Origin of the sequence: Massilia sp. BKSP1R2A-1 (assembly GCF_050586525.1) — a bacterium.
Lineage (GTDB): Bacteria > Pseudomonadota > Gammaproteobacteria > Burkholderiales > Burkholderiaceae_D > Telluria.
The window spans coordinates 91721-118720 of record NZ_JBOBRE010000005.1; the positions used below are offsets into that span (position 1 = coordinate 91721).

Consider the following 27000-nt stretch of genomic DNA (forward strand, 5'->3'; position numbering starts at 1 on the left):
GCATGGCGCAAGATGCAGCGGCAGTACCCCGGTCCTTCGCCCAGGGCGGCGGCGAACTCGGCAAGATCATCGACGAACACGACTGGAGCGCCACCAGTCTCGGTCCCATCGCCGGCTGGCCGCCGGTCCTGCGCAACACGGTCGAGCTGATCCTGCGCTCGCCGGTGCCGATGGTGACGATGTGGGGCGCGGACGGGATCATGATCTACAACGACGGCTATGCCCTGATCGCGGCCGAGCGTCATCCGGCGCAACTGGGCGTGCCGGTGCGCGCGAGCTGGCCCGAGGAGGCCGACTTCAACGACAACGTGATGCGCGTCGTGCTGGCCGGCGGCACGCTGTCCTACCGCGACGCCGAGTTCAAGCTGCGGCGTCACGACGTGCCCGAGCAGGTCTGGCTGAACCTCGACTATTCGCCCATCGTGGACGAGCGCGGCGCCATCGCCGGCGTGCTGGCGCTGCTTACGGAAACCACCGACAAGGTGCGCGCCGAGCGCTACCTGGCCGGCGAACAGGACCGCCTGCGCGCCATGTTCGCCCAGGCCCCGGGCTTCATGGCCATGCTGGTCGGCCCTGAGCACCGTTTCGAACAGGTCAACCAGGCCTACCTGGGCCTGGTCGAACGCGAGCATCTGCATGGGCGCACGGTGCGCGACGCGCTGCCGGAAGTCGCATCGCAGGGATTCCTGGAGCTGCTCGACGCCGTGTATGCCGGCGGCCGTCCGCACATTGGCGAGTCGACGCCCATCTGGCTCAGGGGCGCCGATGGCGACAGCCATCTGCACTACCTGGACTTCGTGTACCAGCCGGTGCGGGCCGAAGACGGCGCCGTGATCGGCATCTTCGTGCAGGGCAGCGACGTCACCGAGCGGGTGCTGGCCGAGCGCGCCCTGCGCGAGAGCGAGGCGCGCTTTCGCACCTTCGCCCAGGCCATGCCGAACCAGGTCTGGGCGGCCGACGCGAGCGGGCGCCTGAACTGGTTCAACGAGACCATCTACCGCTACAGCGGCTACGACCATGCGGCGCTGGCGGAAGACGGCTGGGGCCGCATGATCCACCCGGGCGACCTGCAGGCCATCCGCGCGCGCTGGAGCGAATCGGTCGCCACCGGCGCCCAGTTCGAGTTCGAGGTGCGACTGCGCCGCGCCGACGGCGCCTACCGCTGGCACCTGAACCGCGCCGTGCCCCTGCGCGGCGACAACGGCGAGGTGATCGGCTGGGTCGGCACCAATACCGACATCGAAGAACAGAAGACCATCGCCCAGCGCTATGCGGCGCTGAACGAAGACCTGCAGGGCCAGGTGGCGCTGCGTACCGCCGAGCGCGACCGCATGTGGCGCCTGTCCAAGGACATCCTCCTCGTCTGCCGCTTCGACGGCCGGGTCGAGGCGGCCAGCCCCTCCTTCGGCGCGCTGCTGGGCTGGTCCGATGCGGAGATCGTCGGCCGCAACTTCATGGAGCTGGTACACCACGAAGACCGCGCCGCCACCATCGCCCAGATGGCCGCGCTCGGCCAGGGCGGCTACGTCAACAAGTTCGAGAACCGCTACCGCCGCAAGGACGGCAGCTGGTGCCTGCTGTCCTGGACGGCCGCGCCGGACGAAGGCTTCGTGCACGCGATCGGGCGCGACATCACTGCCGAGCGCGAGCAGCAGGAGGCGATCCGCCGCACCGAGCTGGCCCTGCAGCAGTCGCAGAAGATGGAAACGATCGGCAAGCTGACCGGCGGCGTGGCCCACGACTTCAACAACCTCCTGCAGATCATCTCGGGCAACCTGCAGCTGCTGCAGATGGCGAATGGCAATGCCGACTCACGCGCCGACCGCGTGCGCTGGATCGAGAGCGCCCGCTCCGCGGTCGAGAAGGGCGCCAAGCTGGCCAGCTACCTGCTGGCCTTCGGCCGCCGCCAGCCGCTCGAACCGAAGGTGATCAAGGTCGGCCGGCTGCTGGCGAACATGGAAGACATGCTGCGCCGCGCGCTGGGCGAGGAGATCGAGATCGAGATGGTGATTTCCGGCGGTCTGTGGAACACGGCGGTGGACGTCGGCCAGGTCGAGAACGCGGTGCTGAACCTGGCGATCAATGCGCGCGACGCCATGGAAGGCAGCGGCCGCATGACCATCGAGGCCACCAATGCGGTGCTGGACGAGATGTACTGCCGCGGCCACGGCGACGTGATGCCGGGCCAGTACGTGATGCTGGCCGTGACCGACACCGGCTCGGGCATGGCGCCGGAAGTCGCCGCCCGCGCCTTCGAACCCTTCTTCTCGACCAAGGAAGAAGGCAAGGGTACGGGCCTGGGGCTGTCGATGGTCTACGGTTTCGTGAAGCAGTCGGGCGGCCACGTGAAGATCTACAGCGAGGTCGGCCAGGGCACCACGGTCAAGATCTACCTGCCGCGCAGCACCGCGGCCGAGGAGCCGATCGGCCCGGCCCAGCAGCAGGGCGCCGTCGGCGGCAGCGAGACCATCCTGGTTGCCGAGGACGACGAGGCGGTGCGCGCCACCGTGGTCGAGATGCTGACCCAGCTCGGCTACCGGGTGCTGAAGGCGTCGGACGCGGCGAGCGCGCTGGCCGTGATCGAGAGCGGAGCGCCGATCGACGTGCTGTTCACCGACGTCGTCATGCCGGGCACGCTGCGCAGTCCGGAGCTGGCCCGCATCGCGCGCGAGCGCCTGCCCAATCTGGCGGTGCTGTTCACCTCGGGCTATACGGAGAACGCCATCGTCCACGGCGGGCGGCTCGACCCGGGCGTGGAACTGCTCGGCAAGCCTTATACCCGCGAACGCCTGGCGCGCCGGATTCGCCAGGTGCTGGCGAAGCAGAAAGCCGTTCCGGAAGCGCAGGAGGCGCCAGCCGCTGCGCCCGAGGCCGGCGGCCTTTCCATCGTGCTGGTGGAAGACGAAGCGGCGATCCGCGCGAACACCGCGGCCCTGCTCGAGCACCTCGGGCACCAGGTGCGCGCGGCCGGGGACGCCGAAAGCGCGCTGCCCATGGTCACGCATGGGACCGACATCCTGATCACCGATGTGCAGCTGCCCGGCATGTCGGGCGACGCGCTCGCGGCCCAGGCGCGCAGCAAGCTTCCTGGCATCCGGATCGTGTTTGCGACCGGCAATGGCGAAGTGGCGAACTGGCCGGACGCCGTGGTGCTGCGCAAGCCCTACGACCTGCAGAGCCTGGTAAGGGCGCTCGGCCGGGAGCCGGTCGCCGGCTGAGGCGGCCTCCTACACGGCCCGCTGGCCTGCGCCTATTCGTGCGCGGCGCCGGCGGGTCTATCATGGCCTTTTGGATACCCAGTCAAACAGGAGGCCATATGTCGATGCAAGCCGAAGGGAAGGACGCCAAGGGACGCAACTACCACCAGACCACGAAGGACGGCACCGGCAGCGCCGCCAGCGTCGGGACGGGCGGCACCGGGGATATCGGAGCGATGGGCAGCGAAGCCAGCCGGCAGTCCGCCAGCCGGACCGATGACCTGCTCGCCGGCAACACGACCCACGAGGAAGCCGACCAGGCTTTCCAGGGAGGCAGCGACAAGGGGCAGATCCAGACGGGCATGGAAGGCATCGCCGGCGGGAAAGGCAACCGCCAGTCCGGCCAGCAGGGCGCCAACCGACAGGGCGCCGACCTGCAGGATCCGGCCGAGACCGACCCTACCCAGTACGACCAGGGCAGCGCCGACCGCGAACGCTGAGCCCGGGTAGAGGACCAGCCCCTGGCGGCGCGGGATGCTAGCGCCGCAGCCGGTACAGCACGTGGCGTGACAGCCGGTGTTCCAGCGGCAGGGCCGGGTGCGCGAAGCCGCCCCCGGTGTCTTCAACCATGCCCAGCTTTTCCATCACCGCCCGCGAACGCAGGTTTTCCGGCACGGTAAAGGAGACGATTTCGTCCAGTTCCAGTTCGTCGAAGCCATAGGCCAGGCAGGCGCGCGCCGCCTCGCCGGCGAGCCCTTTGCCCCAGTACGCGGGGGCCAGGCGCCAGCCGATGTCGGCGCAGGGCGCGAAGGGGAGCAGGCTGTCCGCGTCATGGCGCTTCAGGCCGACGAAGCCGGCCAGCTGCCCCTCGGTCTCGAGCGCGAAATAGCAGGCGCGGGTGCGTGCGAACAGCGCCTGTTGAGCGGTGACGAAGGCCTCCACCTGCTCCATGCTCATGGGGCCGGGCAGGAACTCGATGACGCGCGGATCCTGGTTCATCGCGTAAAAGGCAGGCGCGTCCTCAGGGCGCCAGCAACGCAGGACCAGGCGGGATGTGCGGATCACTTCCATGTTCACGCCGCCGTGGCCCGGCGCGCCGCTACGGCCTCTTCGATGAAGCGGGCGGTGCGCGCGGCCTGGGTCACCGGCAGCATGTGGCCGCCGTCGACCAGATCGAGCCGGCAGCCGGCCACCTTGTCGGCCAGCGCCTGGCCGTTCACCTGCCAGTCGAGGATGCGGTCGCCCCGGCCGAAGAGCACGTGCACCGGGATGCCCAGCGCGGCCAGTTCGCCGTAGCGCTGCGCCAGGCGCGGCATGTGCTCGCGCAGGGCCAGCAGGTCGCCTGCGCTGGCAAGGAACTGGCTCGGCCGCAGGCTGAGCAGGCCGCCGCCGCGGGTGGCGAAATCGCGTGCCGGCTGTTCCGGCGCGAAGACCTGGCGCAGTACGCGCTTGCTCCCGAGGATGCCGGCCGGGACGGCAAGGGTCCAGGCGAACAGGGTGCGCAGCCAGGCGCTTTCGATGGCCAGTGCGCGGAAGGCCGGCGGCACGCTGCCATCCGTGTGGGTCAGCGGCGCGATCAGGGCCAGGGCGCCGACCTTGCCGGGATGTTCGAGGGCCAGCGTGAGCGCGGCCGCGCCGCCGAGGGAATGGCCGACGACGGTCGGCCGCCCCAGGTTCAAGCGGTCGATCAGCGCCGCGATGGCGCGCGCCTGGGTCGAGAGGTCGGCGGGAACGCCATCCGGCCGCGAGGAGTAGCCCGAGCCGGGACGGTCGATGGTGACGACACGGTGGCGCCGCGACAGCTCGCGCACGGGGCCGTAATTGAAATGCGCCATCTGGCCGTTCAGGCCGTGGATCAGCAGCAGCGCCGGGCCTTCGCCCTCGTCGCGCACGTGCAGGCGCACCCCGTCCGCTTCGACGAACAGGCCCGTGGGCGGCAGGGCGCTTTCGATGCGCCGTGCGGTGCGTGTGCTGAACTGGTAGAGCAGCACAAGGAGCAGCGCCAGGGCGCCGCTTGCGTACAGCAGGGTGGAAGCCAGGTTCATCGTCCCGTTGCTTTCTTCAGGAGTTTCCAGTAATGGATGGGGCTCAGGCGTTCGAGCAGGGCCACGATTCTTGCGTCGCTGCCCACGAGGATGCGGGCCCGGCGACGCTCGATGCCGCGCACGACGATCTCGCCGGCCCGCTCCGGCGGCATGCGCAGCAGGCGCTCGGCGATCGCCCTCCCGCGTTCGATCTCGTGCCGGGGTGCGTCTTTCGGCGCCCGCGCATTCCTCGCGATCGCCGTCGCAACGCCGCCCGGATGCACCACGCTCACGCCGACCGTCGTGCCTTCGAGTTCATGGCGCAGCGCATTGCTGAAACCGCGCACGGCGAACTTGCTGGCCGAGTAGGCGCTCTGGCCCGGCGGCGAGATGATGCCATAGATGCTGGAGACGTTCACGATCCTGGCGTCGTCGCTCTCGCGCAGGTGCGGCAGGAATGCGCGGGTCATGCGCACCACGCCATGGAAGTTGATCTCCATGAGCCAGTCGAAATCCTCGGGAAGGATCTGCTCGAAGCTGCCGCCCAGGGCCACGCCGGCATTGTTGATCACGAGGTCGACGCGCCCATGGACCGCGTCGACAAGGCCGGGGAAAGCCGCGACGGCCGCGCGGTTGGCGACGTCGAGCACGTGGTGGGTGGCGCGCACGCCGAGCCGGCGCGCTTCTCCGGCCACTTTCTCGACGGCGGCGCCGTCGATGTCGGCCAGGGCCAGATGGCAGCCGCGCCGCGCCAGGCAAAAGGCGGTGGCGCGGCCGATGCCGCCGCCGGCCCCGGTGAGCACCGCGACACGATTCGCGAGCTTCATGTCGGGGGCCTTTCCTGCGAGGCGGCAGCCGCGCTTGCGCGCGGCGCCAGGCGCAGCACGCCGTCCTCGATGCGCCCGAAGCGGATGGTGAACAGGTCGCGCAGGTAGTTCTGGTAGACCTGCCAGGGTTGATGGGCGCCCTGCTTGGGCAGCAGGTGGCGGGCCCGCTCGACGTAGCCGGAACTGAAGTCGAGGAAGGGCGCTTCCGGCACGCCGGGGTCGCGCGGGGCGAGCGCCACCGCCTGGCCGCGCGCGTCCATGTGGCGCAGGAGGCGGCACACCCATTCGGCGGTGAGGTCGGCCTTCAAGGTCCAGGACGCGTTGGTGTAGCCGAAGGCGAGGGCGCAGTTCGGCACGTCGCTCAGCATCATGCCCTTGTAGGACATGGCCCGGCTCGGATCGACCGCGCGGCCGTCGACCACGAGGGCGGCGCCGCCGAAGAGCTGCAAGGTGAGGCCGGTGGCCATCACCACCAGGTCGGCTTCCAGCGCGCGGCCTGACTGCAGCAGGATGCCCTTGTCCGTGAAGCGCGCGATGTGGTCCGTCACCACCGACGCCTTGCCCTTGCGGACGGCGCTGAACAGGTCGCCGTCGGGCACGACGCAGACGCGCTGGTCCCAGGGTTTGTAAGCGGGCGTGAAGTGTTCGGCGGCCGCCTCCTTCGAACCCAGCTGGTGGGCGGCCATCTCGACGATCTTCTTCTTGACCAGTTCCGGCTTGCTGCGCGCGAGCCAGTAGAGGAACATGCTTTCGCCTATCACGCGCCAGCGCGTGAGGAACCAGGCCAGGGATTCGGGGAAGAGGGCGCGCATGCGTTCGGCGAAGCGGTAGCGTGCGGGCCGCGCGACCACATAGCTGGGGGAACGCTGCAGCATGGTGACGTGTTGCGCCCGTTCGCCCATGGCCGGCACCAGCGTCACGGCGGTCGCCCCGCTGCCGATCACGACCACCCGCCGGCCAGTGTAGTCGAGGTCCTCGGGCCAGAACTGGGGCTGCACGATGCGGCCCCTGAAGGCCTCTTCGCCCTCGAAGCGCGGGCGGTAGGCCTCGTCGTAGCTGTAGTAGCCGCTGCACAGGTAGAGGAAGCGGGCGCGGATGCTGCGGGTGGAACCGTCCCGCAAGCGCGCCTCGACCGTCCACATGGCGTCGCGGCTGCACCAGCTGGCGCCCGTCACCTTGTGGCCGTAGCGGATATGGGCGTCGACGCCGTTTTCCAGCGCCGTCTCGCGGACATAGGCGCGGATGGCCGGACCGTCGGCGATGGCCCTGGCCTGGCGCCAGGGACGGAAACCATAGCCGAGGGTGTACATGTCGGAATCGGAGCGGATGCCGGGATAGCGGAACAGGTCCCAGGTGCCGCCCATGGCCTCGCGCGCTTCCAGGATCGCGTAGTGCTTGCCGGGACAGCGGCGCTGCAGGGTGGCGGCCGCGCCGATGCCGGACAGGCCGGCGCCGACGATCAGGACATCGAGCACAGGATCGGCGCCGCGATCGGCATGGTCTCCGGCGGACGCGGTAAGGGGCATGGAGTCTCCACTGTCTTGTTCGTTATCTTGACACTCTACATTGTCAGAATTCGTGAGGCAAGTTTCTGTGTAGAATGTCGTCATGAAAGCCGAGCTCCCCCCGACCCGGTCCTACCGGGGATTGTCCCAGGACGAGCGGCGCGCCGAACGCCGCGCGCGCCTGATCGCCGCCGCCATCGCCGTCTACGGCGAACGCGGCTACCACCAGGCGACCGTGAAAGCCGTGTGCGAGGCCGCGGGCCTCACCGAGCGCTACTTCTACGAATCCTTCGCCAACAGCGAAGCGCTCCTGATCGATTCCTTCAATGCGGTAACGTATTCTGTGCTGGGCGAGATCACCCAGGCCGCCAGGGAAGCGGGACGGGCGCGCACGGCCCGCTCGCGCGCCATGCTGCATGCCTACTTCGCGGCCCTGCAGCGCGAGCCGCAATCGGCGCGCGTGTTCCTGGTCGAGATCCGCGGTGTCAGCCGCGCGGTGGACCAGGCCTTCGACACGGCGCTGCGCGCCATCGGCAAGGAAGTCGCCCGCATCGTCGCGCCGCCCGGCGCGGCCGATGACGAACTGCTGCAGGCCGGCGTGGTGGGCGGGGTGATCCACATCGCGCTGCGCTGGATCGAGGATGGCTACCAGCCGGACATCGAGTCCGCGGTGGACACGGCGCTCAAGCTCGGTACGGTGCTGGCTTCGCGCAAGTAAAAAAAACCCGGTGCGAGCCGGGTTTTTTCTTTTCTGCCCCGAAGGAATCAGAACTGGTAGGAGACGCCGACGCTCAGGTTGGTCACGTCGCTGCCCGGACGCTGCAGTTCGAGGCGGGTCGAGATCCGCGGGGTGATCGCGTAGGCCACGCCGATGCCGGCCACGGTGCCCGAATCGTGGGCCTTGCCGCTGCCGTAGCCGCGGACATTGGCTTCGGCTTCCAGGCGGTTGTAGCCGACGCGGCCCAGCAGGCTGAAGCCGGCGCCCAGCGGCAGCGTGCCGACCAGGGACAGCGAGGCTGCCTTGAATTCCACTTCGCTGTACAGGCCGTAGGCGACCATGTCGAACTCGCCCATGCGGCGGTAGCCGGCTTCGATCGCGAGGTTCTGGTGGACGTTGTAGCCGACGAATGCCCCGGCGCTGCTGCTGCGGCCCGAGACGTCGTCCATCTTGGTGGTGCCGACGTCGACGCCTGCGTACAGGGTGCCCGGCTGGGCGGCGAATGCGGAAGACGCGGCCAGCAGGGCTGCGGCGGCTGCAATGTGCTTGATCATATGAATGCCTTTTTTACGTTTTTATGCCTGCGCTGATTCGCAGGGGGGCGGATTATTGCACGTTGTCAACAAAACCGCAAATTCGGCGCAAATGGCTCGCTTGCATATTTTGTTCGGCCTTTCCCGATGTTATGCTTAATACATAAAGCAATAGATGGGAAAGGCCGAGTTCCTTCAAAACTTAGAACTGGTAGGCGACGCCTGCGCTCAGGTTGCGAATGCCGCTGCCGGTCTTCTGGAACTCCACGCGGCCCGAGACCTTCGGGGTGAAGGCGTAGCCGACGCCGGCGCCGATCACGGCGCGGGTGGTGGTGTTGCTGTCCTTGAAGTCGCCGTAGCGGACCTTGCCTTCCACCGCGCTCACGCCCAGGCGGCCGAAGACGCTGAAGCTTTCGCCGACCGGCATGCTGGCGATACCCGACACGGTCCAGGCGTCGCCGCTGGCCTTGTAGCCATAGGATTCGTCTTCGCCCAGGCGGCGGTAGCCGGCTTCGACCGCAAAGTTCTTGGTCACGTTGTAGCCGGCGAAGGCGCCGTAGCTGGTTTCCTTTTGCCCGTCGATGCGGGTCTTGCCGAGGTCCGCACCGGCGTAGAAGGTATTGGCGTCCGCGGCGAAGGCGGCGGTGGAAGCGGCGAGCAGGGCAGCAGCGGCTGCGATTTTCTTGAACATATTTTTACCTTTGGTCTCTAGGGTGTTGGGGTTAATTCCCGAACACGCGTGGATTATTGCATGTGGGATAGATTTTGCACCAGAGACCAATCTCTGAATATTGTTTGGAGATGTAACAAGGTATGCATAGGACCTTTGCCGATTAAAGCAATCTGGCATATGGATGCATATAGACCGGCCCAAAAAAAGGGCTGTGGTCGCGATTGCTAGGTGAACCAAATCGCGTTGTCCAAGTCACACGCATCGTCGAGTTAACTCATCCTGGAGTAACGATGCAAAGCCTGCGCTTCGACGAATTGTTCGCCTGCCTGTCCGTGGCGCCATTGTCCAAAGCCGCTATCTGGCGAACTATTCAGGCTGGCAGCGATTATTGGATGCGCAAGCGTTGCGTACATCAGCCCATTGGCTAAGTAATGCGGTACGACAAGGTAAGTAAAGGTAGCTGCACAAGCGCAATCAACGCGAACACAGCCCAGAAAAAAGCCGCCCCGAGGGTAATCCCGTTCAGTTAGCGTAGCGTAGGGCGGACGGCTTCGCCGTCCGCGCGTTCAAACAGTGCATGAACAGCATGCGTCGCATCCATTCAACTGGGAGGTGAACGCGCGGACGTTCGTAATTCCGGGCATTGCCCGCAATTACCCCGTCCACCCTACAACAGCTTCCACTTCGCTTAACTGAACGGCATTACCGCCTCGAGGGCGGCTTCGCTGTCCGGAGACGGGTCAGATGTGCAGTGCGTGTCCCAGCGCGCGCAGGGCGGCTTCCTGCACCGCCTCGCCCAGGGTCGGATGGGCGTGGATGGTGGCGCCGATGTCTTCCAGCTGGGCGCCCAGCTCGATCGACTGGGTGAAGCCGGCCGCCAGTTCCGACACGGCGCCGCCGACGGCCTGCCAGCCGATGATGCGGTGGTCGCTCTTCCTCGCCACCACGCGCACGAAGCCATCGGTGCTGTCGATGGTCATGGCGCGGCCGTTGGCGCTGAAGGGGAAGCTGGCCGTGATGATCTCGACGCCTGCCTTGTCGGCGTCCTGCGGCGACATGCCGACCACCACGATCTCGGGATCGGTGAAGCACACCGCGGGGATGGCGGCCGGCGCGAAGTGGCGGCGCTTGCCGGAGACGATCTCCGCCACCATCTCGCCCTGCGCCATCGCGCGGTGGGCCAGCATCGGTTCGCCCGTGAGGTCGCCGATGGCCCAGACATTGCGCATCGAGGTCCGGCACGCGTCGTCGACCTTGACCGCGCGCCCGTTCATGTCGAGCATCAGGTTTTCCAGGCCCCAGCCGGTCGTGCGCGGCTTGCGGCCGACGGCGACCAGCACGCGGTCCGCTTCCAGCAGCGCCTCCACGCCGGAGGCATCGCGCACGCGCACGCGTCCTTCCTCGTCGAGCCCCTGCACCGAGGTCGCCAGGCGCACTTCCACGCCCAGGCGGCCAAGGGCGGCCGCCACCGGTTTCACGAGGTCGGCGTCATACGCCGGCAGGATCCGGTCCGCCGCTTCCACGACCGTCACCTGGCTGCCCAGCTTGCGATAGGCCGTGCCCAGCTCGAGGCCGATGTAGCCGGCGCCGACCACGACCAGGCGCTGCGGGATCTCGCGGGGCGACAGGGCCTCGGTCGAGGAGATCACGCGGTCGCCAAACGGCATGAAGGGCAGTTCGACCGCTTCGGAACCGCTGGCCAGCAGCATGTGCTCGCAGCGGATGCGCACCGTGGCTTCCTCCGATCCCTCGGGCCTTACCTCGACGGTCTTGCCGTCCAGGATGGTCGCCCAGCCGTTCACCAGCTTGACGCCGTTCTTCTTGAGCAGGGCGCCGACGCCGCCGGTCAGCTTCTTGACGATGCCGTCCTTCCAGGCCACCGTCCGTTCGATGTCGATGCGCGGCTCCGCGCTCGTGATACCCAGCGGCGAAGTCTCGGCCGCGTAGCTGCGCGCCTTGCAGAATTCCTCGGCCGCGTGGATCAGCGCCTTCGAGGGAATGCAGCCGATGTTCAGGCAGGTGCCGCCGGGCGCGGCGCCTTCGACCAGCACGGTCGGCACGCCCAGCTGTCCGGCGCGGATGCCGGCCACGTAGCCGCCCGGTCCGCCGCCGACGATGAGCAGGGTGGTGTTGATGGTCTCCATGCGCATTTACTCCACGAAAATGGTCGCCGGGGCTTCGAGGTAGCCGCGGATCGCCTGGATGAACTTCGCAGCCACCTGGCCGTCGATGACGCGGTGGTCGAAGGAGGACGACAGGTTCATCATCTTGCGCGCCACCATGGCGCCGTCCCTGATCACCGGACGGTCGACGATGCGGTTGGTGCCGATGATGGCCACTTCCGGACGGTTGATGACCGGCGTGGTCACGATGCCGCCCAGCGGGCCCAGGCTGGTGATGGTGATGGTCGATCCCGTCAGCTCGTCGCGCGTGGCCTTGCCGCTGCGTGCGGCGTCGGCCAGGCGCGCGACTTCCGCGGCGGCGGCCCACGGGTCGAGCGATTCGGCGTGGCGCACCACCGGCACCATCAGGCCGGCGTCGGTCTGGGCGGCGATGCCCAGGTGGACCGGGTCGTACTGCGTGAGCAGGTTGTTGTCGTCGTCGTAGCGCGCGTTCATCATCGGGTAGGCGCGCAGCGACAGCACCACCGCGCGCATCAGCAGCGGCAGGAAGGTCAGCTTGCCGCGCTCGGCGCCATATCTGGCGTTGAGCTGGGCGCGCAGGGCTTCCAGTTCGGTGACGTCGATCTCTTCGACATAGGTGAAGTGCGGGATGTTGCGCTTGGCTTCCTGCATCTTCTCCGCGATCTTGCGGCGCAGGCCGATCACCGGCGCGGCATGTTCGCCTTCCAGTTTGGCGTAGCGCTTGTCGGCGCCGCCAGCCTGGCCCCCGCCGCGGCGGCCGGACACGTGGGCGTCCAGGTCGGCGTGGGTGATGCGGCCTGCCGGGCCGGAGCCGTGCACGAACTGCAGCTCGATCCCGAGGTCCCAGGCACGGTGGCGCACGGCCGGCGCAGCCAGCGGTTTTTCACCTTCGCCGCGCATCAGGGTAGGCGCATGCTGGGGAGCCCGCGATACGGGCGCCGGCGCAGGCTTGGCCGGCGCTTTCGGGGGCGCCGACACCGCGGCCTGGGCCGCCGAGCCAACTTCGGCTGCCGCCACGGCTTCGAGTTGCGGATCGCCGACTTCCTCGGCCGGGGCGGTCGCGGCAGCGGATTTGACCGGCTCCTGCTTCGCCTTCTCGCCCGAGAAATTACCGGCGCCTTCCACTTCGAGGCGGATCAGTTCCGCGCCCACGGCCAGCGACTGGCCGACAGCGCCGCCCAGGGAAGTGATGACGCCCGCCACCGGCGAGGGAATCTCGACGGTCGCCTTGTCGGTCATGACATCGGCCAGCACCTGGTCTTCCTTGACCGTGTCGCCCGGCTGCACGTGCCAGGCCACCACTTCGACTTCGGCGATGCCTTCGCCGAGGTCCGGCATTTTAATGACGTGAATGCCCATTCTCTCAACCCTCCATCGCACGTTTCAGGGCCGCGCCGACACGGTCCGGCCCCGGGAAGTAAGCCCATTCCTGCGCATGCGGATACGGGGTGTCCCAGCCGGTGACGCGCTCGATCGGCGCCTCCAGCTGGTAGAAGCAGTGTTCCTGCACGAGGGCCGCGAGCTCGGCGCCGAAGCCGCTGGTGCGGGTGGCTTCGTGCACGATCACGCAGCGGCCGGTCTTCTTGACCGAGTTGACGATGGTCTCGAGGTCGAGCGGCCAGATGCTGCGCAGGTCGATGACTTCCGCGTCGACGCCGCTCTCGCGTGCCGCCGCTTCCGAGACCCACACCATGGTGCCGTAGGCCAGCACGGTGACGTCATTGCCCGGGCGGACGATGGCGGCCTTGTCCAGGTCGACCTTGTAGTACCCGGTCGGGACGTTGCCCAGCGCATGGCCGGACCAGGGCACGACCGGACGGTCGTGGTGGCCGTCGAAGGGGCCGTTGTACAGGCGTTTCGGCTCCAGGAAGATCACCGGGTCGTCGTTCTCGATCGAGGCGATCAGCAGGCCCTTGGCGTCGTAGGGATTGGACGGCATCACGGTGCGCAGGCCGCAGACGTGGGTGAAGAAGGCTTCCGGGCTCTGGCTGTGGGTCTGGCCGCCGTAGATGCCGCCGCCGCAGGGCATGCGGATCACCATCGAGGAGGTGAACTCGCCGGCCGAGCGGTAGCGCAGGCGCGCCGCTTCCGACACGATCTGGTCGGTCGCCGGATAAAAATAGTCGGCGAACTGGATCTCGACCACGGGCCGCAGGCCATAGGCCGCCATGCCGACGGCCGTGCCGACGATGCCGCCTTCCGAGATCGGCGCGTCGAACACGCGCGACTTGCCATACTTGGCCTGCAGGCCGTCGGTGACGCGGAACACGCCCCCGAAGAAGCCCACGTCCTGGCCGAACACCACGACGTTGCCGTCGCGTTCCATCATCACGTCCATCGCCGAGCGCAGCGCCTGGATCATGGTCATCGGCATGGTCGCCGTGTCCTTGGTTTGATCGTCACGTGCCATGCTCATACTCCCAGTTCCTGTCGCTGCCGGCGCAGGTGCTCCGGCATGTCTTTATAGACGTCCTCGAACATCGTCGCGGCGCTCGGGGCGCGCTCGTCGCCCAGGATGCCGTAGGATTCGGCCTCCTTCTGGGCCGCGAGGATCTCGGCCTCGAGTTCGGCCTGGACCTGCTCGTGCTCTTCGTCCGACCACCAGCCATTCTTCGTCAGGTGCTGGCGCAGGCGCACGATCGGGTCGCCCAGCGGGAAGTGCTGGAAGTCGTCGGCCGGGCGGTAGCGCGAAGGATCGTCCGAGGTCGAGTGCGGGCCGGCGCGGTAGGTGACCCATTCGATCAGGGTCGGGCCCAGGTTGGAGCGGGCGCGTTCGGCGGCCCAGCGCGAGGCGGAGAGCACAGCCAGGAAGTCGTTGCCGTCCACGCGCAACGAAGCGATGCCGCTGCCGATGCCACGGGTGGCGAAGGTGACGCTTTCGCCGCCGGCGATGGCCTGGAAGGTCGAGATCGCCCACTGGTTGTTCACCACGTTCATGATCACCGGCGCGCGGTAGACGTGGGCGAAGGTCAGCGCCGTGGAGAAATCGGATTCGGCGGTGGCGCCGTCGCCGATCCAGGCGGCGGCGATCTTGGTGTCACCCTTGATGGCCGAGGCCATGGCCCAGCCCACGGCTTGCGGATACTGGGTGGCGAGGTTGCCGGAAATGGTGAAGAAGCCGGCGCGGCGCACCGAGTACATGACCGGCAGCTGGCGGCCCTTGAGCGGATCGCGCTCGTTGGACAGCAGCTGGCAGATCATCTCGACCAGCGGCACCTGCTTGGCGAACAACAGGCTCTGCTGCCGGTAGGTCGGGAAGTGCATGTCGCCGTCTTCCAGGGCCAGGGCCTGGGCGGTGCCGATGGCTTCCTCGCCGAGCGACAGCATGTAGAACGACATCTTCTTCTGGCGCTGGGCGATCACCATGCGCGCGTCAAAAATGCGGGTTTTCATCATGGTGCGCAGGCCGAAGCGCAGTAATTCAGGATCGGCTTGCGGCGCCCAGGGGCCGACGGCATCGCCGTTCTCGTCCAGGACGCGGATCAGGCCGGTCGCGATGTCGCTCGTATCGAGCGGCGCCACGTCGACGGGCGGACGCCGGACGGAACCGGCGGGACTCAACTGCAGGTACGAAAAATCGGTCTTGCATCCCGGGCGGCCGGTAGGCTCCGGTACATGCAGCGACAGAGGATTACTCTGACTCATAAACGCTACCCCTTTGTAAGGTGAATTGCGGCAAGTATTATGAGACCAAGGACGCGTCGCACGAAGGGATTGCGCAAGTATTTTCATATTGCTATGCAGCATACGCTCCCTGGAACACATTCCGGATTCGGCTGTCATGCATGCCGTTTGCCGGGCGCCTCCCACCTCGGTAGTATGGAGGCGAGCAGTTTCATCTTCATGCCGATCCGCATACGTCCATGAAAAAAACCGTCGCCGTTTTCCTCACCATGCTGGTGGCAATGCTCGGGATCGGCCTGCCGATCTGGTTCGCCATCGAGGAATCGCAACGCCAGGCCTACAAGGCGGAAAGCGCCCATGCCCTCGGCTATGCGCGCGATGTGGTGATGCGCGCCGACGAGATGGGCCGGCAGGCCTTCGACGGCTTCGTGCGGCTGAGGCCGCACGCCGGGTCGCCTTGCAGCATGGCAGCCATCGACCTGATGCGGGAGATCGACCTCGGCTCCACCTATCTCCAGGCCGTCGGATATGTCGAGAACGACCGCATGCTGTGTTCGTCGATCGGCGGGTCGACCAGCGTGCTCGAACTGGGTCCGCCAACCTTCCCGACCGACAGGGGAGTGATTATCCGAACGGGCGTGCGCTTTCCTTTTGCGCCGCAGCAGAGTTTTCTTGTCCTCCAGTCCGGTAACTACGCCGCGATCCTGCATAACCAGTTACCGGTGGACACGGCCAAGAGCGAGCCGGATGTCTTGCTGGCCGTCGTTCCCCTGGACTTCGGCCGGCCGGTCAGTATGCGCGGCCACATCGATGCCGACTGGGTGGCGCGCCTGGGTGGCAGGCGCGAGGCGGTGTTCGAGGATGACGACCACGTCGTCGCCGTCGTGCGCTCGCCGATGTTCCGGATCGTCGGCATTGCGGCGGTGCCGGCCCACTACCTGACCGGCCGCTCGAAGGACGTGGCCGCGCGCCTGGTGCCGGCCGGCCTGGTCGCCGGCATCGCACTGACCTGCGCCATCGTCTACCTGGCGCGCCAGCAGATGTCGCTGCCTGTCGCCGTGCGGAACGCGCTCCGGCGCAGGGAATTTTTCCTCGAGTACCAGCCCATCGTCGACCTGCGCAGCGGCCGCTGGACTGGCGTCGAGGCCCTGGTGCGCTGGCGCCGCCCGACCGGCGAAATCGTCATGCCCGACCTGTTCATCCCGCTCGCCGAGCAGAACGGCCTGATCGTCAAGCTGACCGCCTTGGTGCTCGAGCGCGTGTGCGCCGACACCGGCGCCTTCCTGCGCGCCAATCCATCCTTCCACGTCGGCATCAACGTGGCGCCGGCCGACTTCCACACCGGCGGCTTTCTCGAACGCCTGCAGCGTACGCTGCAGCAAATGGGCGCCCAGCCGGCCAACCTGATGCTCGAGGTGACGGAACGCGGGCTGCTCGACCCGATGGTGGCGCGCGAGACCACCGGCGCCTTGCGCCGCCACGGTTTCCTGCTGGCGATCGACGACTTCGGCACCGGCTACTCGAGCTTGTCCTATCTCGAGTCGCTGGAGCTCGACTACCTGAAGATCGACCGCAGCTTCATCGAGGCGATCGGCACCGGCGCGCCGACCAGCCAGGTGGTGGGGCACATCATCAGCATGGCCAGGGACCTGGGCCTGCGCACGATCGCGGAAGGGGTCGAAAGCCAGGCGCAGGCCGACTACCTGCGCCGGCAGGGGGTGCAGTACGGGCAGGGCTGGCTGTTCGGCCGGCCCATGCCGTTCTGGGAGATCGTGCGCCACCTGGAAGCCCAGGCGGCGCAGGAGGCTGGCCCGGTGCGCGCGGCCGGATGAGGCGTTGCGCGATCAGCGCGCGCGGCGACGGCGCGCGGCCAAGCCGGCTGCGCCGATTGCGAGCAGGCCAAAGGTGGCCGGTTCCGGAACATCATTCGCCGCGAGCTCGAAGTTGGTGGAGCTGCTCACGCCGCCGATATTCCAGGAGAGGTTGTCGACCGCGCCGCTGAAGGGACCCCAGCCGCTGCCGACCCCCGAGCTGAAGCCGACGATGGTGGCGGTGCGCGGCAAGAAGGCCTGCCAGTCGGCGAGGCTGCTGTCGTAGGCGTAACCGCCGTTCGGATCGGCGCCCAGCCCAAAACCCCAGACCTTGGTGTTCCCATCGATCAGCTCGCTCACCCATTGGTCGACCGGGGCGACCAGCCTGCCGTTGTAGATTCCCTCGAATACCAGCCCGCCGCGATCGTTGGTCATCAGATTGCCGTCCAGGTCGATCAGTACGCGCATGGAGGGGTGCTGGCCGGCGTTATTCGCGCTCGTACCGTCGCGATACCAGTCGTAGGACATCGACACCAGGCTGGAGAACGCGCCGAGCGACTGCGTGGCGTAATAGTTGCCGCCCACATTGACCGCGCCCGCCAGGTATTCGATATCCGCCTTGCCGTCGTCCGGCGCACTGAAGGCCACCGATCCGTTGCCCGAGCGCGGGTGGCTGCCGTCGATCCCGACGGTGCCGCCTTTGCGCACATTGTTGTAGTACCAGCCGCTGGCGCCGACTGCCTGGCCCTGGTTGGCGCCGGTCGGATTGGAGAAGGCGTCGCCGCCCGGATTGTTCGGATTGACGACGCCGGCGTGGGCGGCGGGTGCGGCGAGCAGGGCGACGACGGACAATGCGGCGGCTTGGCGGATCGTGATCATGGATGGCTCCCTTGTCTGTTTTGGATGGTGAAATGTTCAAGCGCTTATGCAGGAGCAATAAACATTCCAAGACGCGCGATGCGTATGGAATCAAGGGCTTGGGCCGAAAGAGCGGAGGTGGGAATGGCCGGGCTGTCAGGTTTTCCGACAGCCCGGCAGTGACACGCGCAAGGTGTCAGCGCACCACGGGCAGCTCGATATAGCTCTGGTTGGCGCTGTCGTGGTGCAGGGCGTTATCCGCCACCACGCCCGTCTTCTCGCTCTCGTTCTGCCCGCCGGTGTTCAGGTTGCGGACGAATTTCGGGAAGTTCGAAGAGGTGACTTCGACGCGGATCCGGTGGCCGGCGCCGAACTCGATCGCGGTGGCGATCGGGGTCGGGCGGATCGTCACCACTTCACCGGCCTTGAGCATCTCCGGCTTGTCGAAGCCGTTGCGGTAGCGGGCGCGGAAGATGGTGTCGCCGATGATCCAGGCGGTGCCGTCGGGCGCGACGTCGACCAGCTTCACGGCGAAGTCGGTGTCTTTCGCATTCGACGAGACCTTCAGCACGGCGTCCACGAAGCCGGCCACGCTGACAGGCTTCGGCAGCGGGTCGCTGGTGTAGACCAGCACGTCGTTGCGCGCTTCGACACCGCGCTGGTCGAACGCGCCCGGGATCACGATGCCGCCATTGCAGCAGTCGCCGCCGCCGACGGTCTGCACCGGGTTCATCGGATCGTAGCGGTAGCGGTCGGCCGCTTCGTTCGCGCCCGGCGCCTCGGACGACAGGCGGCCGTCGCCGTACAGGGAATTGGCGCGGCCAGCCGAGCGCAGGTAGAGGCGCATCGGCTTGGCGTCCTGCGGCGGCCAGGTGCCGGCGCTCTGCCATTTGTTGGCGCCCATCTCGAAGTAGCGCACGCGCGGCGTGGTCGACGGGAAGGCCTTGGTGTCGCCCTTGAGCCAGCGGTCGAACCAGCCGTAGACCGCGCCGTCGACGTCGAAGCTGGTGTCGCCCATGGAACGCTCGCCGACCGTCGTGTTCGGCCCCAGGCGGGCGAACTGGCAGTGCGGAATCGGCGCCACCACGGCGTACTGGTTGGCGCTGGCCTCCTTGTCGGTGCCCGCCGCACGGGCGTGGTTGAACAGTTCCAGGTTCGGGCCGATCGAGACGTCGTACCAGCTGTTGAACCACAGGGCCGGGACGCCCCAGCCCATGCCTTCATGGTAGAGGCCGCCCTTGTTCCAGGCCGGGTCCGCCGGGCTGCGCTTGATCAGCTCTTCAAAGGTGCCGGCCGGCTCGCCGAGCGAGCTCAGGAGCTGGTCGACGGGCAGGTGCTTGATCTGCTTGTTCCAGTCGACCTTGGGCTTGCCCGGGTCGAGGTCGTTGTAGGCTTCGATGCGAGCGCGCATTTTCTCATCGGCGATCGCCGGCAGCTGGGCGCGCAGGGGATTGTCGACGCCGTACAGCCAGACGAAGAAGAGGTTGCGCGGCACGCCGCCGGTGTACCAGTTGCCCTGCTCCTGGAAGCGGCCCACCTTGCCGATGCCGGCGCCGGAGGCCATCGGCACCATGGCGGCGTGGGCCGGGTGGTTCAGGCCGGCCAGGGCGAGTTGCCATTCGGCCGAGGACGAGCAGCCCAGGGTGCCGACCTTGCCGTTCGACCAGGCCTGCTCGGCGATCCAGCTCAGGGTGTCGTAGCCGTCGGTCTGCGGATTGCCGAGGATTTCCCATTTGCCTTCCGAGAAATAGCGGCCGCGTTCGTTCTGCACGATGAAGACGTAGCCGCGCTTGACCGACTCCAGCGCGTAGCGCATCGTCGAGCCTTTCAGCTTGCCCTCGTTATAGGGTGTCTTCCAGAGGATGACGGGGAGCTTTCCGCTCGCATTCTTCGGCATGTAGATGTCGGTCGACAGCGACACGCCATCGCGCATGCGCACCATCACGGACTGGCGCGACGTCGCGATCTGGCCGATTGCGCGGTCCTGGGCTTCCGGGCTGTATCTGGTGTAATCCTGGGCGATGGCGCCTGGCGCGATGCTGGAGGTCAGCAACGCAACGGCGACGAGACTGGCGGTGATTTTCTTCAAGTGTGCTCCCCTTTCTACCCTGCGTGATGAAGGACCGGTCATGGGCCGGCTGCGTTTCTTGCATTCTGGATACTTTAACAACTGTCGAGGCAGACGGCCAGCACACGATGCGAAAACGTTTCCCACCCGATGGCACAGGCCGGTAAACGATGTTTATTTGCGTCTTTACAACGTCGGCCTGGCCGAATGGCAGGGGCGCCAGCCTTGCGCCGTGCCTCGGGTGCGTTGCAGCATCCCGTGCTGGACGGCGCCATGGCGGCGTATGACAATCCTGTTTATGAGGCAATTTTTCCTGAACCTGCGGTGCCGCATCCTGCCGGCGCTGTTGTGGACCGCCGCGTCCGGCGCGCTGGCGCTCGACCCTTCCGCGCCCTTGGATGGCTATCGTCACGAACGCTGGGGTGAACTCGAAGGCGCACCGCGTTTCGTGGACACACTGGCACAGACCGAGGACGGCTGGCTCTGGGTAGCGTCTCGCCAAAGCGGACTGTACCGATTCGACGGCGTGCGCTTCCATCCCTATGTCGCGCGCGACGGCAGCCGCCTGCCGGATACGGCGATCAGCGTGCTGCGTCCGGGACCCGACGGGACGCTCTGGATCGGACACGGCCGCGGCGGCGTCACCCTGCTGCGCGATGGCCGCTACCGGCAACTGCTCGCGGCGTCCACCAGTGGCAGTGTGTTCGCGATCAGTCTTGGCAGCGACGGCGCGGCCTGGATCGCCGGCTGGGGTGGCCTGTTTCGCAGCGTCGGGGAGCGGGTCGAACGGATCGGCCCCGAGCAGGGCTACGGCGGCGCGCGCGCCGAGCACGTCCTGGCTGACCGCGCCGGGAGGGTATGGGCGGTCGACGGCGCCTCGATCTACCTGCGCGCATCGGGTGAGCAGCGGTTCCGACGCGTGCGCGATGCCGGCGCCGACGCCATGCTGCTCGAAGCGCGCGACGGGAGTGTCTGGCTGGTCATCGACAAGCGATTCGAACGGGTCGCCCCGCCCACGGCCGCCACGATCGGGCCCGCATCCGGCCGCAGCAGCAGCTTCCAATCGCTTTTCGATGCACATGGCAATCTTTGGTCAGGCAACTGCCCGGTAGGCTTGTGCGTGCTGCGTCCGGCAGCCTGGCGCGCAGGATCACGCTTCACGCCGGTCGGCGCGGCCGAGAAGCTCGACCAGCCCTGGCAGATGACGAGTCTTACGGTACTGTCCTTGATGGAAGACCGCGACGGCAGCATTTGGATCGGCACCCCTGCCGGCCTCGAACGGCTGCGCGACCAGGCCGTACGCATGGATGCCGCCTGGTATGACCGTGGCATCGCGGTGCCCGCACTGCACCCGGACGGCAGCCTCTACGTGGTGCAGGTCAGCAGGTACGAAGGGGCCGCCGGCCTGATGCGCATCGAGAACGGGAGAGCGGTCGCACTGCCCAATTCCCTCGGTGCGCGCGCGCTCGACGGGGCACCCGACGGCAGCCTGGTAATCGCCGGAGACCGGGGCATCGAGCGCCACCGTCCGGGCCAGGTGGAACGCATTCCTCTCCCGGCGGCCGTGAGCGGGGCCGGTCCATCGGGGCGCATCAAGGCGGTAACGGCGGGGGCGCGCGATGTGTGGCTGTGGACGGGCCACCTCGGCCTGTGGCACTACCGGGACGGCAGCTGGTCCAGCTCGGCCGAGGCCAGGGACAGGCAGGCGGGCGCGATGGCCTACGACGCGGCGGGGCGCAGCTACCACGGCTATCGCGGCGACCGCCTGCGCATCGTCGATGGGCGGGCAAGCCGCGAGTTCGGCCCGGGAGACGGTGTCGACGTCGGCGGGGTCGAGTACATCGACCCTGGCGCGCCGCTGTTGATCGCGGGCCCGCGTGGCGTGCAGGTGCTGGTGGATGGACGCTTCCGGCATCTGCGCTTCGCACCGGGGCAGGCGCTGGGCGCGGTGAGCGGGATCGCGGTGGACCGGACCGGTGTCCGCTGGCTGAACGCCGAACGGGGAATTTTCCGGGTCGAGCCCGCCGACTGGGCGCGTTCCATGGCGGATCCCGCGGTGGCGGTGCATGGCACGCTGTTCGACGCGCTCGATGGCTACACCGGCGGCGCCGCCACGACCCTGGTCGGCCGCACCGCGCTCGCGGGCCCGGACGGAACACTGTGGTTCGCCGGCGAACGCGGCCTGGCTTCGATCGACCCGCGGGGGACGGGCGGAAGGCCGCCCACCCCCGACGTCGACATCCTGTCGCTCGGCGCCGGCCAGCGCCGCTACGCCGCGCACGGACGGATCGCGCTCGAGGAGGGCACCGAAGACATCCAGATCGAGTATGCGAGCCCCAGCCTGCGCATGCCGCAGCGGGTGCGCTTCCGCTACCGCCTTGTCGAGAACGGCGCCTGGGTCGACGCCGGCCCGCGCCGCACCGCCTTCTTCCAGCGCCTGCGTCCTGGCGAGCATGTGTTCGAGGTCCAGGCCTTCAACGAGCGCGGCGTGCCCAGCCGCATCAGTACCTTGCGCTTCGATATCGCGCCCCACATGACGCAGACCTGGTGGTTCAAGGCCGGCGCCGTGCTGGCGGGAGTGCTGCTCGCCATCTTCCTGTACCGCCTGCGCATGCGGCAGCTGGCGGCCCGTATCGAAGACCGTTTCCTGGCGCGCGTGCGTGAACGGGAATCGATCGCCCGCACCTTGCACGACACCTTCCTGCAAAGCGTGCAGGGCATGTTGCTCAGCATGCAGGCGGCCACGGTGAAGCTGTCCGCCGACAACCCGCTGCGCACCGAGCTCGATCGCCTGATCGGCAGCGCGCGCGGCGTCCTGGCCGAGGGCCGTGACGAGATCCAGGGACTACGCGAAAACTTCGGCAATGCCGCGACCTTCTGGCAGGCCCTGATGCGCGACCTGGACGCCGCCGTCCCCGGTGGCAGCCTGCAGCGCATCGAGGTGGTCGAGCCGGACCTCCTGGAGCAGCTGGGCACGGTGGCGCTCTCGCGCGACCTCTACGCGATCCTGCGCGAGGCCATCATCAATGCGCTGCAACACACGGGCGGCAAGATCCGGCTGGACGCTACGCCCGACGGAAGGCAGCTCGTGCTCTCGGTGCGCGATACGGGAACCGGCCTGGGTCGGCACGCGCACGGGAAGCCCGGACACTTTGGCCTGCAAGGCATGCGCGAGCGCGCCGAGCAGATCGGCGCGAAACTGCGTATCCGCAGCGACGACGCCGGCACGACTGTCAGCATCGCCCTGCCGGCGACGCGATCACGCCGACAACGTCGTGGCGACAGCTCCCTTGCGCATGCGGATGCGGTAGGCCAGGCCAAGCACGACTAGCCAGGCCGGGATCATCCAGACCGACAGGCGCAGACCGGGCGTCAGGTACATCACCACGATGATGCCGGCCAGGAAGGCCAGGCAGAGGTAGTTGGTCAGGGGGAAGAAGGGGCTGCGGAAGGCGGTCGTCTCGCCGCTGGCCGCCTTCTGGCGGCGGAAGCGCAGGTGGCTCCAGCAGATCATGCCCCAGTTGATGACCAGGGCCGCAACCGCCAGGCCCATCAGCATGCCGAAGGCTTCCCTTGGCAGGAAGTAGTTGATGCAGATGCAGATGCCGGTGGCGACCGCCGAGACGCCCAGGGCCGCCAGCGGCACGCCGCGCCGCGACAACTTCAGGAGGGCGCGCGGGGCGTTGCCCTGTTCTGCCAGGCCGAAGAGCATGCGGCTGTTGGCGTAGACGCAGCCGTTGTAGACCGACAGGGCGGCGGTCAGCACCACCAGGTTGAGGACGTTGGCGACCGCATTGCTGTCCAACGCGGCGAAGATCAGCACGAAGGGGCTGCCGCCGAGGGCGACCTTGGACCAGGGATAGAGCATCAGCAGCACGGCCAGCGCGCCGACGTAGAAGATGGCGATGCGCCAGATGGCCTGGTTGATGGCGCGCGGGATGGTGCGGCCCGGATTGTCGGCCTCGGCGGCGGTGATGCCGATCATTTCCAGCCCCCCGAAGGAGAACATGATGACGGCCATCGACAGTGCGAGCCCGGCGAAGCCGTTGGGGAAGAAGCCGCCATGCTGCCACAGGTTGGCCACGCCCGCCTGCGGGCCGGCGGTGTCGCTGATCAGGAGATAGAGGCCGAACACGATCATGCCGACCACGGCGGCCACCTTGATGATCGAGAACCAGAATTCGAGTTCGCCGAAGGCCTTCACGTTGAGCAGGCTGAGGGCGTTGACGAGCATGAAGAAGGCCAGCGCCGAAACCCAGGTCGGCACCTCGGGGAACCAGTATTGGACGTAGATGCCGAGGGCCGACAGTTCGGCCATGCTGACGAGGATGTACATGACCCAGTAGTTCCAGCCGGAGGCGAAACCGGCCATCGGGCTGCCGTATTTGCTCGCGAAATAGCCGAAGGAACCGGCGACCGGTTCGTCGACGATCATCTCGCCCATCTGGCGCATGATGAGGAAAGCGACCAGGCCGGCGATCGCGTAGCCGAGAAGAGCCGAGGGGCCGGCTTGCTGGATGGTCTGGGCCACGCCCAGGAACAGGCCGGTGCCGATCGCGCCGCCGAGGGCGATCAGCTGGATGTGGCGGTTCTTCAGTCCGCGCTTGAGTTCGTGCGCGGGGGCGTGCTGCGGGTTGTCCATCGTCGGCCTTAAGGAAAAGGTTGCCTTAAAGCCAGCGATTCTACTGCATGGAACTGGGCCGTGGACGGCGACCGCGGGATTATTCGCGGCCGCCGTGCAGGGGTGGGGCTCAGAACCCGCGCCAGTTGCGGCTGGTGGCCGGGCGGCGGGCGTACTTGCCGCCGAACTTCTTCCAGAGCAGGCCGGCAATGGCCATCATGATCATCTTGCGCATCGTTTTCTCCTATCGTGGGAAGGTAGTGGTTTTCCCAGCTTAGCAAGATCCGCGCACGTGTGGCGCAGCACTGGTCGGTCCGGCCCGAGAAGGCGAGCGGCATCGTCCCAGGATAGAGGCGCTGCTGCTCGAACCCGTGGGCAAAGGATTGCCCACCCTACGACATCCCGGCAGTTCCCAAACAAACTGTCACCGTCCCTTGCCCTTGCGCGGGATCGTGTAGACGTCCGCCACCAGGGTACTGTCCCCGATCTGGCGGCCAGGCGAGGCCGAATCATGTACCACCAGCAGCTCGGTCTCCTTGCCGTCCCTGCCCGGGAACAGGCTCATGCCTTCCGGATGGTCGACGCCCTGGCCGAAGGGCAGCTCGAGCACGGTGTCGAGTTCGTGCACGTGCAGGACACATTCGCTGGTCGGCGCCGTGCCGCCGCGCCAGCGCAGCACGCGCACCGGGCCGTCCAGGTCCATGGTCGGTCCGGCCAGCACCAGTACGTCCTTGCCCTGCACGCACAAATCGCGGATGCCGAGGCCGTGCAGGTCGAGGAAGTGCTTGCGGTAGAGTTGCCCGTCCTTGTCCAGCGGCGCCAGGCGCAGCCGGCCTTGCTCGTCATCTTCCACCAGCGCGACCTCGATCACCAGCGCCCAGCCGCGCAGCACCGGCCCGCGCAGGCCCAGCAGCAGGTGTTCGCCGGCCACCGCCAGGCCTTCGATGTCGAAGCCGTTGTCCTTGCCGGGGATGGCCAGAAAAGGGCCGAGGTGGGGATCCTCGCGCAGCAGGCTGGTGAGCTCGTTGCCGTGCTCGTCGCCGCGCAGCATGGCGGCGCGGCGCAGCTTGTTCTTGCCCGTGTGCTCGCGCACGAGCGTGTAGGCGCCGTCCTCTTCGACGATGGGAATGCGTCCCAGCAGGTAGCGGTTGCCGTCGGCGCTCACGGTCGCCAGGCGCTTCTGCGCCTTGCGCACGCCGTCGCCGTCCTTGGGCTGGCGGCGGCGCAGGCTGTGCGAACCCGCGATCCACAGGTACTTGCCGTCGCAGGCCAGGCCCTCGATGTCGGCCTCGTTGATGTCTTCCCGCGTTGCGCCGTGGGGCGGCAGCGGCAGGGGCAGGTAGTCGTGCAGGGCGTACTGGCGGTGTTCGCGCGCGAAACTGCTCTGGCCGGTGCTGTCGGCCTCGCACAGGGTCAGGCGCTCGATGCTGACCGACTCGTCGTTGGCAAGCCAGATGGTGCGACCCATGCGCAGGGCCACCGAGAGGCCGTCGCGCAGTTCCTTGCCGGGGCTGAGGTCATCGCGTTCGGGATGGAATTCCAGCAGGACGATGTTGGATGGATGCATGGCGCGCACGTCGGATCGTGGGGACGGCTCAACGATATCACGGCCACGCGACGCCCGGCTTACTGCAGCTTATTGGAGATACGGCGCGACCTTGCCTGCGATGCGCCCGAACTCGTCCGGGCTCAGGGGCAGGGCGCGGAAGGCGGCCCAGGCCTCATGCGGCTTCATATTGCCCGGCGCGGCCGCATCGGACCCGTAGAGGATCTTGTCGACGCCGGCCATGCGGATCCGGGCCACCATTTCGCGAGCGTGTTCGGGCGAGATGTCCGGGGTGGCGATCGAGGCCGCGTCGAAGTAGAGATTGCGGGTGTTCGGGTCCCTGCGCGCCGCCGCTTCGGCGAACACGCGCATCACCTCATTGGCCGGCGGGTCTTCGTAGCCAGGCCCGGCGCCCGCGAAGTGGGCGACCTGCACCAGGATATCGGGCGCCTGCGGCATCAGCTGGGTGAGGAAGGCGCGTGCCTGCGCCTCGCCGTAGGGGCGCTCGAGGCCGATGTTGGCGCGCAGGTGGATGGCGATGGCCATGCGGTGGCGGTTGGCGGCGCGGAAGACTTCCTGCAGGCGCTTGACGTGCTCGGGATTCTCCAGCTGGACGTCCGAATTCCCGAAGTGCATCTTGATTCCGTGGCGCAGTCCGGGGTGGGCGGCGCAGCGCTCCAGTTCCTTCGGTGCGTAGTCCTTGAGCGGATTGAAGCCGCAGAGGGCGCGCAGGCGGCCGGGATATTTGGCGGCCTGGGCCGCGGTCCAGTCGTTCTCACCCTGGACCTTTGCGTACTCGTCCTCCACCACGCGCAATCGTTTGGACGTGGATCAGCCTAGAGGGAGAGGCG

Annotated in this window: 20 protein-coding genes; 5 read left to right on the forward strand and 15 right to left on the reverse strand. The window is 67.6% G+C overall.

What is annotated here, in order from left to right; genetic code table 11:
• Positions 1-2 precede the first annotated feature (2 nt).
• Both ACQ7JA_RS09555 and ACQ7JA_RS09560 read left to right on the forward strand, forming a co-directional pair.
• Entirely contained in the window at positions 3-3218 is a 3216-nt protein-coding gene (locus tag ACQ7JA_RS09555) for a PAS domain S-box protein (protein ID WP_430896979.1), read from the forward strand.
• Between the two features lie 98 nt (positions 3219-3316).
• The gene (locus tag ACQ7JA_RS09560; protein WP_430896981.1) at positions 3317-3697 is read left to right on the forward strand and encodes a hypothetical protein; all 381 of its coding nucleotides are present in this window, start codon (positions 3317-3319) and stop codon (positions 3695-3697) included.
• A 37-nt stretch (positions 3698-3734) separates the two neighbouring features.
• Here ACQ7JA_RS09560 and ACQ7JA_RS09565 read toward each other — a convergent pair whose 3' ends face one another.
• The 4 genes from ACQ7JA_RS09565 to ACQ7JA_RS09580 are packed head-to-tail and all read right to left on the reverse strand — an operon-like array spanning position 3735 to position 7574.
• Positions 3735-4262, reverse strand: a complete 528-nt coding sequence (locus tag ACQ7JA_RS09565; RefSeq protein WP_430896983.1) for a GNAT family N-acetyltransferase — start codon at positions 4260-4262, stop codon at positions 3735-3737.
• Positions 4263-4270: 8 nt separating this feature from the next.
• Positions 4271-5242 carry an alpha/beta fold hydrolase gene (locus ACQ7JA_RS09570; RefSeq protein WP_430896985.1) on the reverse strand — a complete coding sequence of 324 codons (972 nt, stop codon included), beginning with the start codon at positions 5240-5242 and terminating at the stop codon, positions 4271-4273.
• The gene (locus ACQ7JA_RS09575) at positions 5239-6048 is read right to left on the reverse strand and encodes an SDR family NAD(P)-dependent oxidoreductase (RefSeq protein ID WP_430896987.1); all 810 of its coding nucleotides are present in this window, start codon (positions 6046-6048) and stop codon (positions 5239-5241) included. The genes ACQ7JA_RS09570 and ACQ7JA_RS09575 overlap by 4 nt, the downstream gene beginning before the upstream one ends.
• Positions 6045-7574 (reverse strand): flavin-containing monooxygenase, encoded by a 1530-nt coding sequence (locus ACQ7JA_RS09580; RefSeq protein ID WP_430896989.1) that lies wholly within the window; start codon positions 7572-7574, stop codon positions 6045-6047. Before ACQ7JA_RS09580 ends, ACQ7JA_RS09575 begins: the two co-directional genes overlap by 4 nt.
• 82 nt (positions 7575-7656) lie before the next feature.
• On the opposite strand from ACQ7JA_RS09580, the gene ACQ7JA_RS09585 reads away from it, so the two are divergent.
• Positions 7657-8271: a TetR/AcrR family transcriptional regulator gene (locus tag ACQ7JA_RS09585; protein ID WP_430896991.1), complete on the forward strand. Its 615-nt coding sequence runs from the start codon at positions 7657-7659 to the stop codon at positions 8269-8271.
• Positions 8272-8318: 47 nt separating this feature from the next.
• On the opposite strand, the gene ACQ7JA_RS09590 is transcribed toward ACQ7JA_RS09585, so the two are convergent.
• The 6 genes from ACQ7JA_RS09590 to ACQ7JA_RS09615 all read right to left on the reverse strand — a co-directional run bounded on the left by ACQ7JA_RS09590 (position 8319) and on the right by ACQ7JA_RS09615 (position 15266).
• Positions 8319-8825: an outer membrane beta-barrel protein gene (locus ACQ7JA_RS09590; protein WP_430896993.1), complete on the reverse strand. Its 507-nt coding sequence runs from the start codon at positions 8823-8825 to the stop codon at positions 8319-8321.
• Positions 8826-9006: 181 nt separating this feature from the next.
• Positions 9007-9495 carry an outer membrane beta-barrel protein gene (locus tag ACQ7JA_RS09595; RefSeq protein ID WP_430896995.1) on the reverse strand — a complete coding sequence of 163 codons (489 nt, stop codon included), beginning with the start codon at positions 9493-9495 and terminating at the stop codon, positions 9007-9009.
• A 722-nt stretch (positions 9496-10217) separates the two neighbouring features.
• Positions 10218-11621, reverse strand: coding sequence for a dihydrolipoyl dehydrogenase (gene lpdA, locus ACQ7JA_RS09600; protein WP_430896997.1), 1404 nt, complete (start codon positions 11619-11621; stop codon positions 10218-10220).
• A 6-nt stretch (positions 11622-11627) separates the two neighbouring features.
• On the reverse strand, positions 11628-12980 hold the full coding sequence (locus ACQ7JA_RS09605; RefSeq protein WP_430896999.1) for a dihydrolipoamide acetyltransferase family protein: 1353 nt from the start codon (positions 12978-12980) through the stop codon (positions 11628-11630).
• Between the two features lie 4 nt (positions 12981-12984).
• Positions 12985-13995 (reverse strand): alpha-ketoacid dehydrogenase subunit beta, encoded by a 1011-nt coding sequence (locus tag ACQ7JA_RS09610; RefSeq protein WP_231060417.1) that lies wholly within the window; start codon positions 13993-13995, stop codon positions 12985-12987.
• A gap of 38 nt (positions 13996-14033) precedes the next feature.
• Entirely contained in the window at positions 14034-15266 is a 1233-nt protein-coding gene (locus tag ACQ7JA_RS09615; protein WP_430897001.1) for a 3-methyl-2-oxobutanoate dehydrogenase (2-methylpropanoyl-transferring) subunit alpha, read from the reverse strand.
• A 218-nt stretch (positions 15267-15484) separates the two neighbouring features.
• Between ACQ7JA_RS09615 and ACQ7JA_RS09620 the strand changes: the two genes are divergently transcribed.
• Positions 15485-17077 (forward strand): EAL domain-containing protein, encoded by a 1593-nt coding sequence (locus tag ACQ7JA_RS09620; protein ID WP_430897003.1) that lies wholly within the window; start codon positions 15485-15487, stop codon positions 17075-17077.
• A gap of 12 nt (positions 17078-17089) precedes the next feature.
• On the opposite strand, the gene ACQ7JA_RS09625 is transcribed toward ACQ7JA_RS09620, so the two are convergent.
• Positions 17090-17935: a PEP-CTERM sorting domain-containing protein gene (locus ACQ7JA_RS09625; RefSeq protein WP_430897005.1), complete on the reverse strand. Its 846-nt coding sequence runs from the start codon at positions 17933-17935 to the stop codon at positions 17090-17092.
• Between the two features lie 175 nt (positions 17936-18110).
• Positions 18111-20003, reverse strand: a complete 1893-nt coding sequence (locus ACQ7JA_RS09630; protein WP_430897007.1) for a CocE/NonD family hydrolase — start codon at positions 20001-20003, stop codon at positions 18111-18113.
• 277 nt (positions 20004-20280) lie between these two features.
• On the opposite strand from ACQ7JA_RS09630, the gene ACQ7JA_RS09635 reads away from it, so the two are divergent.
• On the forward strand, positions 20281-23313 hold the full coding sequence (locus ACQ7JA_RS09635; protein WP_430897009.1) for a sensor histidine kinase: 3033 nt from the start codon (positions 20281-20283) through the stop codon (positions 23311-23313).
• Here the strand turns inward: ACQ7JA_RS09635 and ACQ7JA_RS09640 are convergent.
• The 3 genes from ACQ7JA_RS09640 to ACQ7JA_RS09650 all read right to left on the reverse strand — a co-directional run bounded on the left by ACQ7JA_RS09640 (position 23242) and on the right by ACQ7JA_RS09650 (position 26959).
• Complete coding sequence (locus ACQ7JA_RS09640; RefSeq protein WP_430897011.1) at positions 23242-24624, reverse strand: amino acid permease; 1383 nt, start codon at positions 24622-24624, stop codon at positions 23242-23244. The two genes, ACQ7JA_RS09635 and ACQ7JA_RS09640, sit on opposite strands and share 72 nt — an antisense overlap.
• 403 nt (positions 24625-25027) lie before the next feature.
• On the reverse strand, positions 25028-26170 hold the full coding sequence (locus ACQ7JA_RS09645) for a DUF3616 domain-containing protein (protein WP_430897013.1): 1143 nt from the start codon (positions 26168-26170) through the stop codon (positions 25028-25030).
• Between the two features lie 69 nt (positions 26171-26239).
• The gene (locus ACQ7JA_RS09650) at positions 26240-26959 is read right to left on the reverse strand and encodes an amidohydrolase family protein (protein WP_430897014.1); all 720 of its coding nucleotides are present in this window, start codon (positions 26957-26959) and stop codon (positions 26240-26242) included.
• Positions 26960-27000 lie beyond the last annotated feature (41 nt).

Bases quoted from the DNA above. Each gene is read 5' to 3' on its own strand.
- ACQ7JA_RS09610 (WP_231060417.1), bottom strand. From the start codon at position 13,995: ATGCCGATGACCATGATCCAGGCGCTGCGCTCGGCGATGGACGTGATG.
- ACQ7JA_RS09575 (WP_430896987.1), bottom strand. From the start codon at position 6,048: ATGAAGCTCGCGAATCGTGTCGCGGTGCTCACCGGGGCCGGCGGCGGC.
- ACQ7JA_RS09595 (WP_430896995.1), bottom strand. From the start codon at position 9,495: ATGTTCAAGAAAATCGCAGCCGCTGCTGCCCTGCTCGCCGCTTCCACC.
- ACQ7JA_RS09590 (WP_430896993.1), bottom strand. From the start codon at position 8,825: ATGATCAAGCACATTGCAGCCGCCGCAGCCCTGCTGGCCGCGTCTTCC.
- ACQ7JA_RS09625 (WP_430897005.1), bottom strand. From the start codon at position 17,935: ATGATCACGATCCGCCAAGCCGCCGCATTGTCCGTCGTCGCCCTGCTC.
- ACQ7JA_RS09585 (WP_430896991.1), top strand. From the start codon at position 7,657: ATGAAAGCCGAGCTCCCCCCGACCCGGTCCTACCGGGGATTGTCCCAG.
- ACQ7JA_RS09640 (WP_430897011.1), bottom strand. From the start codon at position 24,624: ATGGACAACCCGCAGCACGCCCCCGCGCACGAACTCAAGCGCGGACTG.
- ACQ7JA_RS09560 (WP_430896981.1), top strand. From the start codon at position 3,317: ATGTCGATGCAAGCCGAAGGGAAGGACGCCAAGGGACGCAACTACCAC.
- ACQ7JA_RS09615 (WP_430897001.1), bottom strand. From the start codon at position 15,266: ATGAGTCAGAGTAATCCTCTGTCGCTGCATGTACCGGAGCCTACCGGC.
- ACQ7JA_RS09620 (WP_430897003.1), top strand. From the start codon at position 15,485: ATGAAAAAAACCGTCGCCGTTTTCCTCACCATGCTGGTGGCAATGCTC.
- ACQ7JA_RS09605 (WP_430896999.1), bottom strand. From the start codon at position 12,980: ATGGGCATTCACGTCATTAAAATGCCGGACCTCGGCGAAGGCATCGCC.
- ACQ7JA_RS09580 (WP_430896989.1), bottom strand. From the start codon at position 7,574: ATGCCCCTTACCGCGTCCGCCGGAGACCATGCCGATCGCGGCGCCGAT.
- lpdA (WP_430896997.1), bottom strand. From the start codon at position 11,621: ATGGAGACCATCAACACCACCCTGCTCATCGTCGGCGGCGGACCGGGC.
- ACQ7JA_RS09635 (WP_430897009.1), top strand. From the start codon at position 20,281: ATGAGGCAATTTTTCCTGAACCTGCGGTGCCGCATCCTGCCGGCGCTG.
- ACQ7JA_RS09645 (WP_430897013.1), bottom strand. From the start codon at position 26,170: ATGCATCCATCCAACATCGTCCTGCTGGAATTCCATCCCGAACGCGAT.
- ACQ7JA_RS09555 (WP_430896979.1), top strand. From the start codon at position 3: ATGGCGCAAGATGCAGCGGCAGTACCCCGGTCCTTCGCCCAGGGCGGC.
- ACQ7JA_RS09570 (WP_430896985.1), bottom strand. From the start codon at position 5,242: ATGAACCTGGCTTCCACCCTGCTGTACGCAAGCGGCGCCCTGGCGCTG.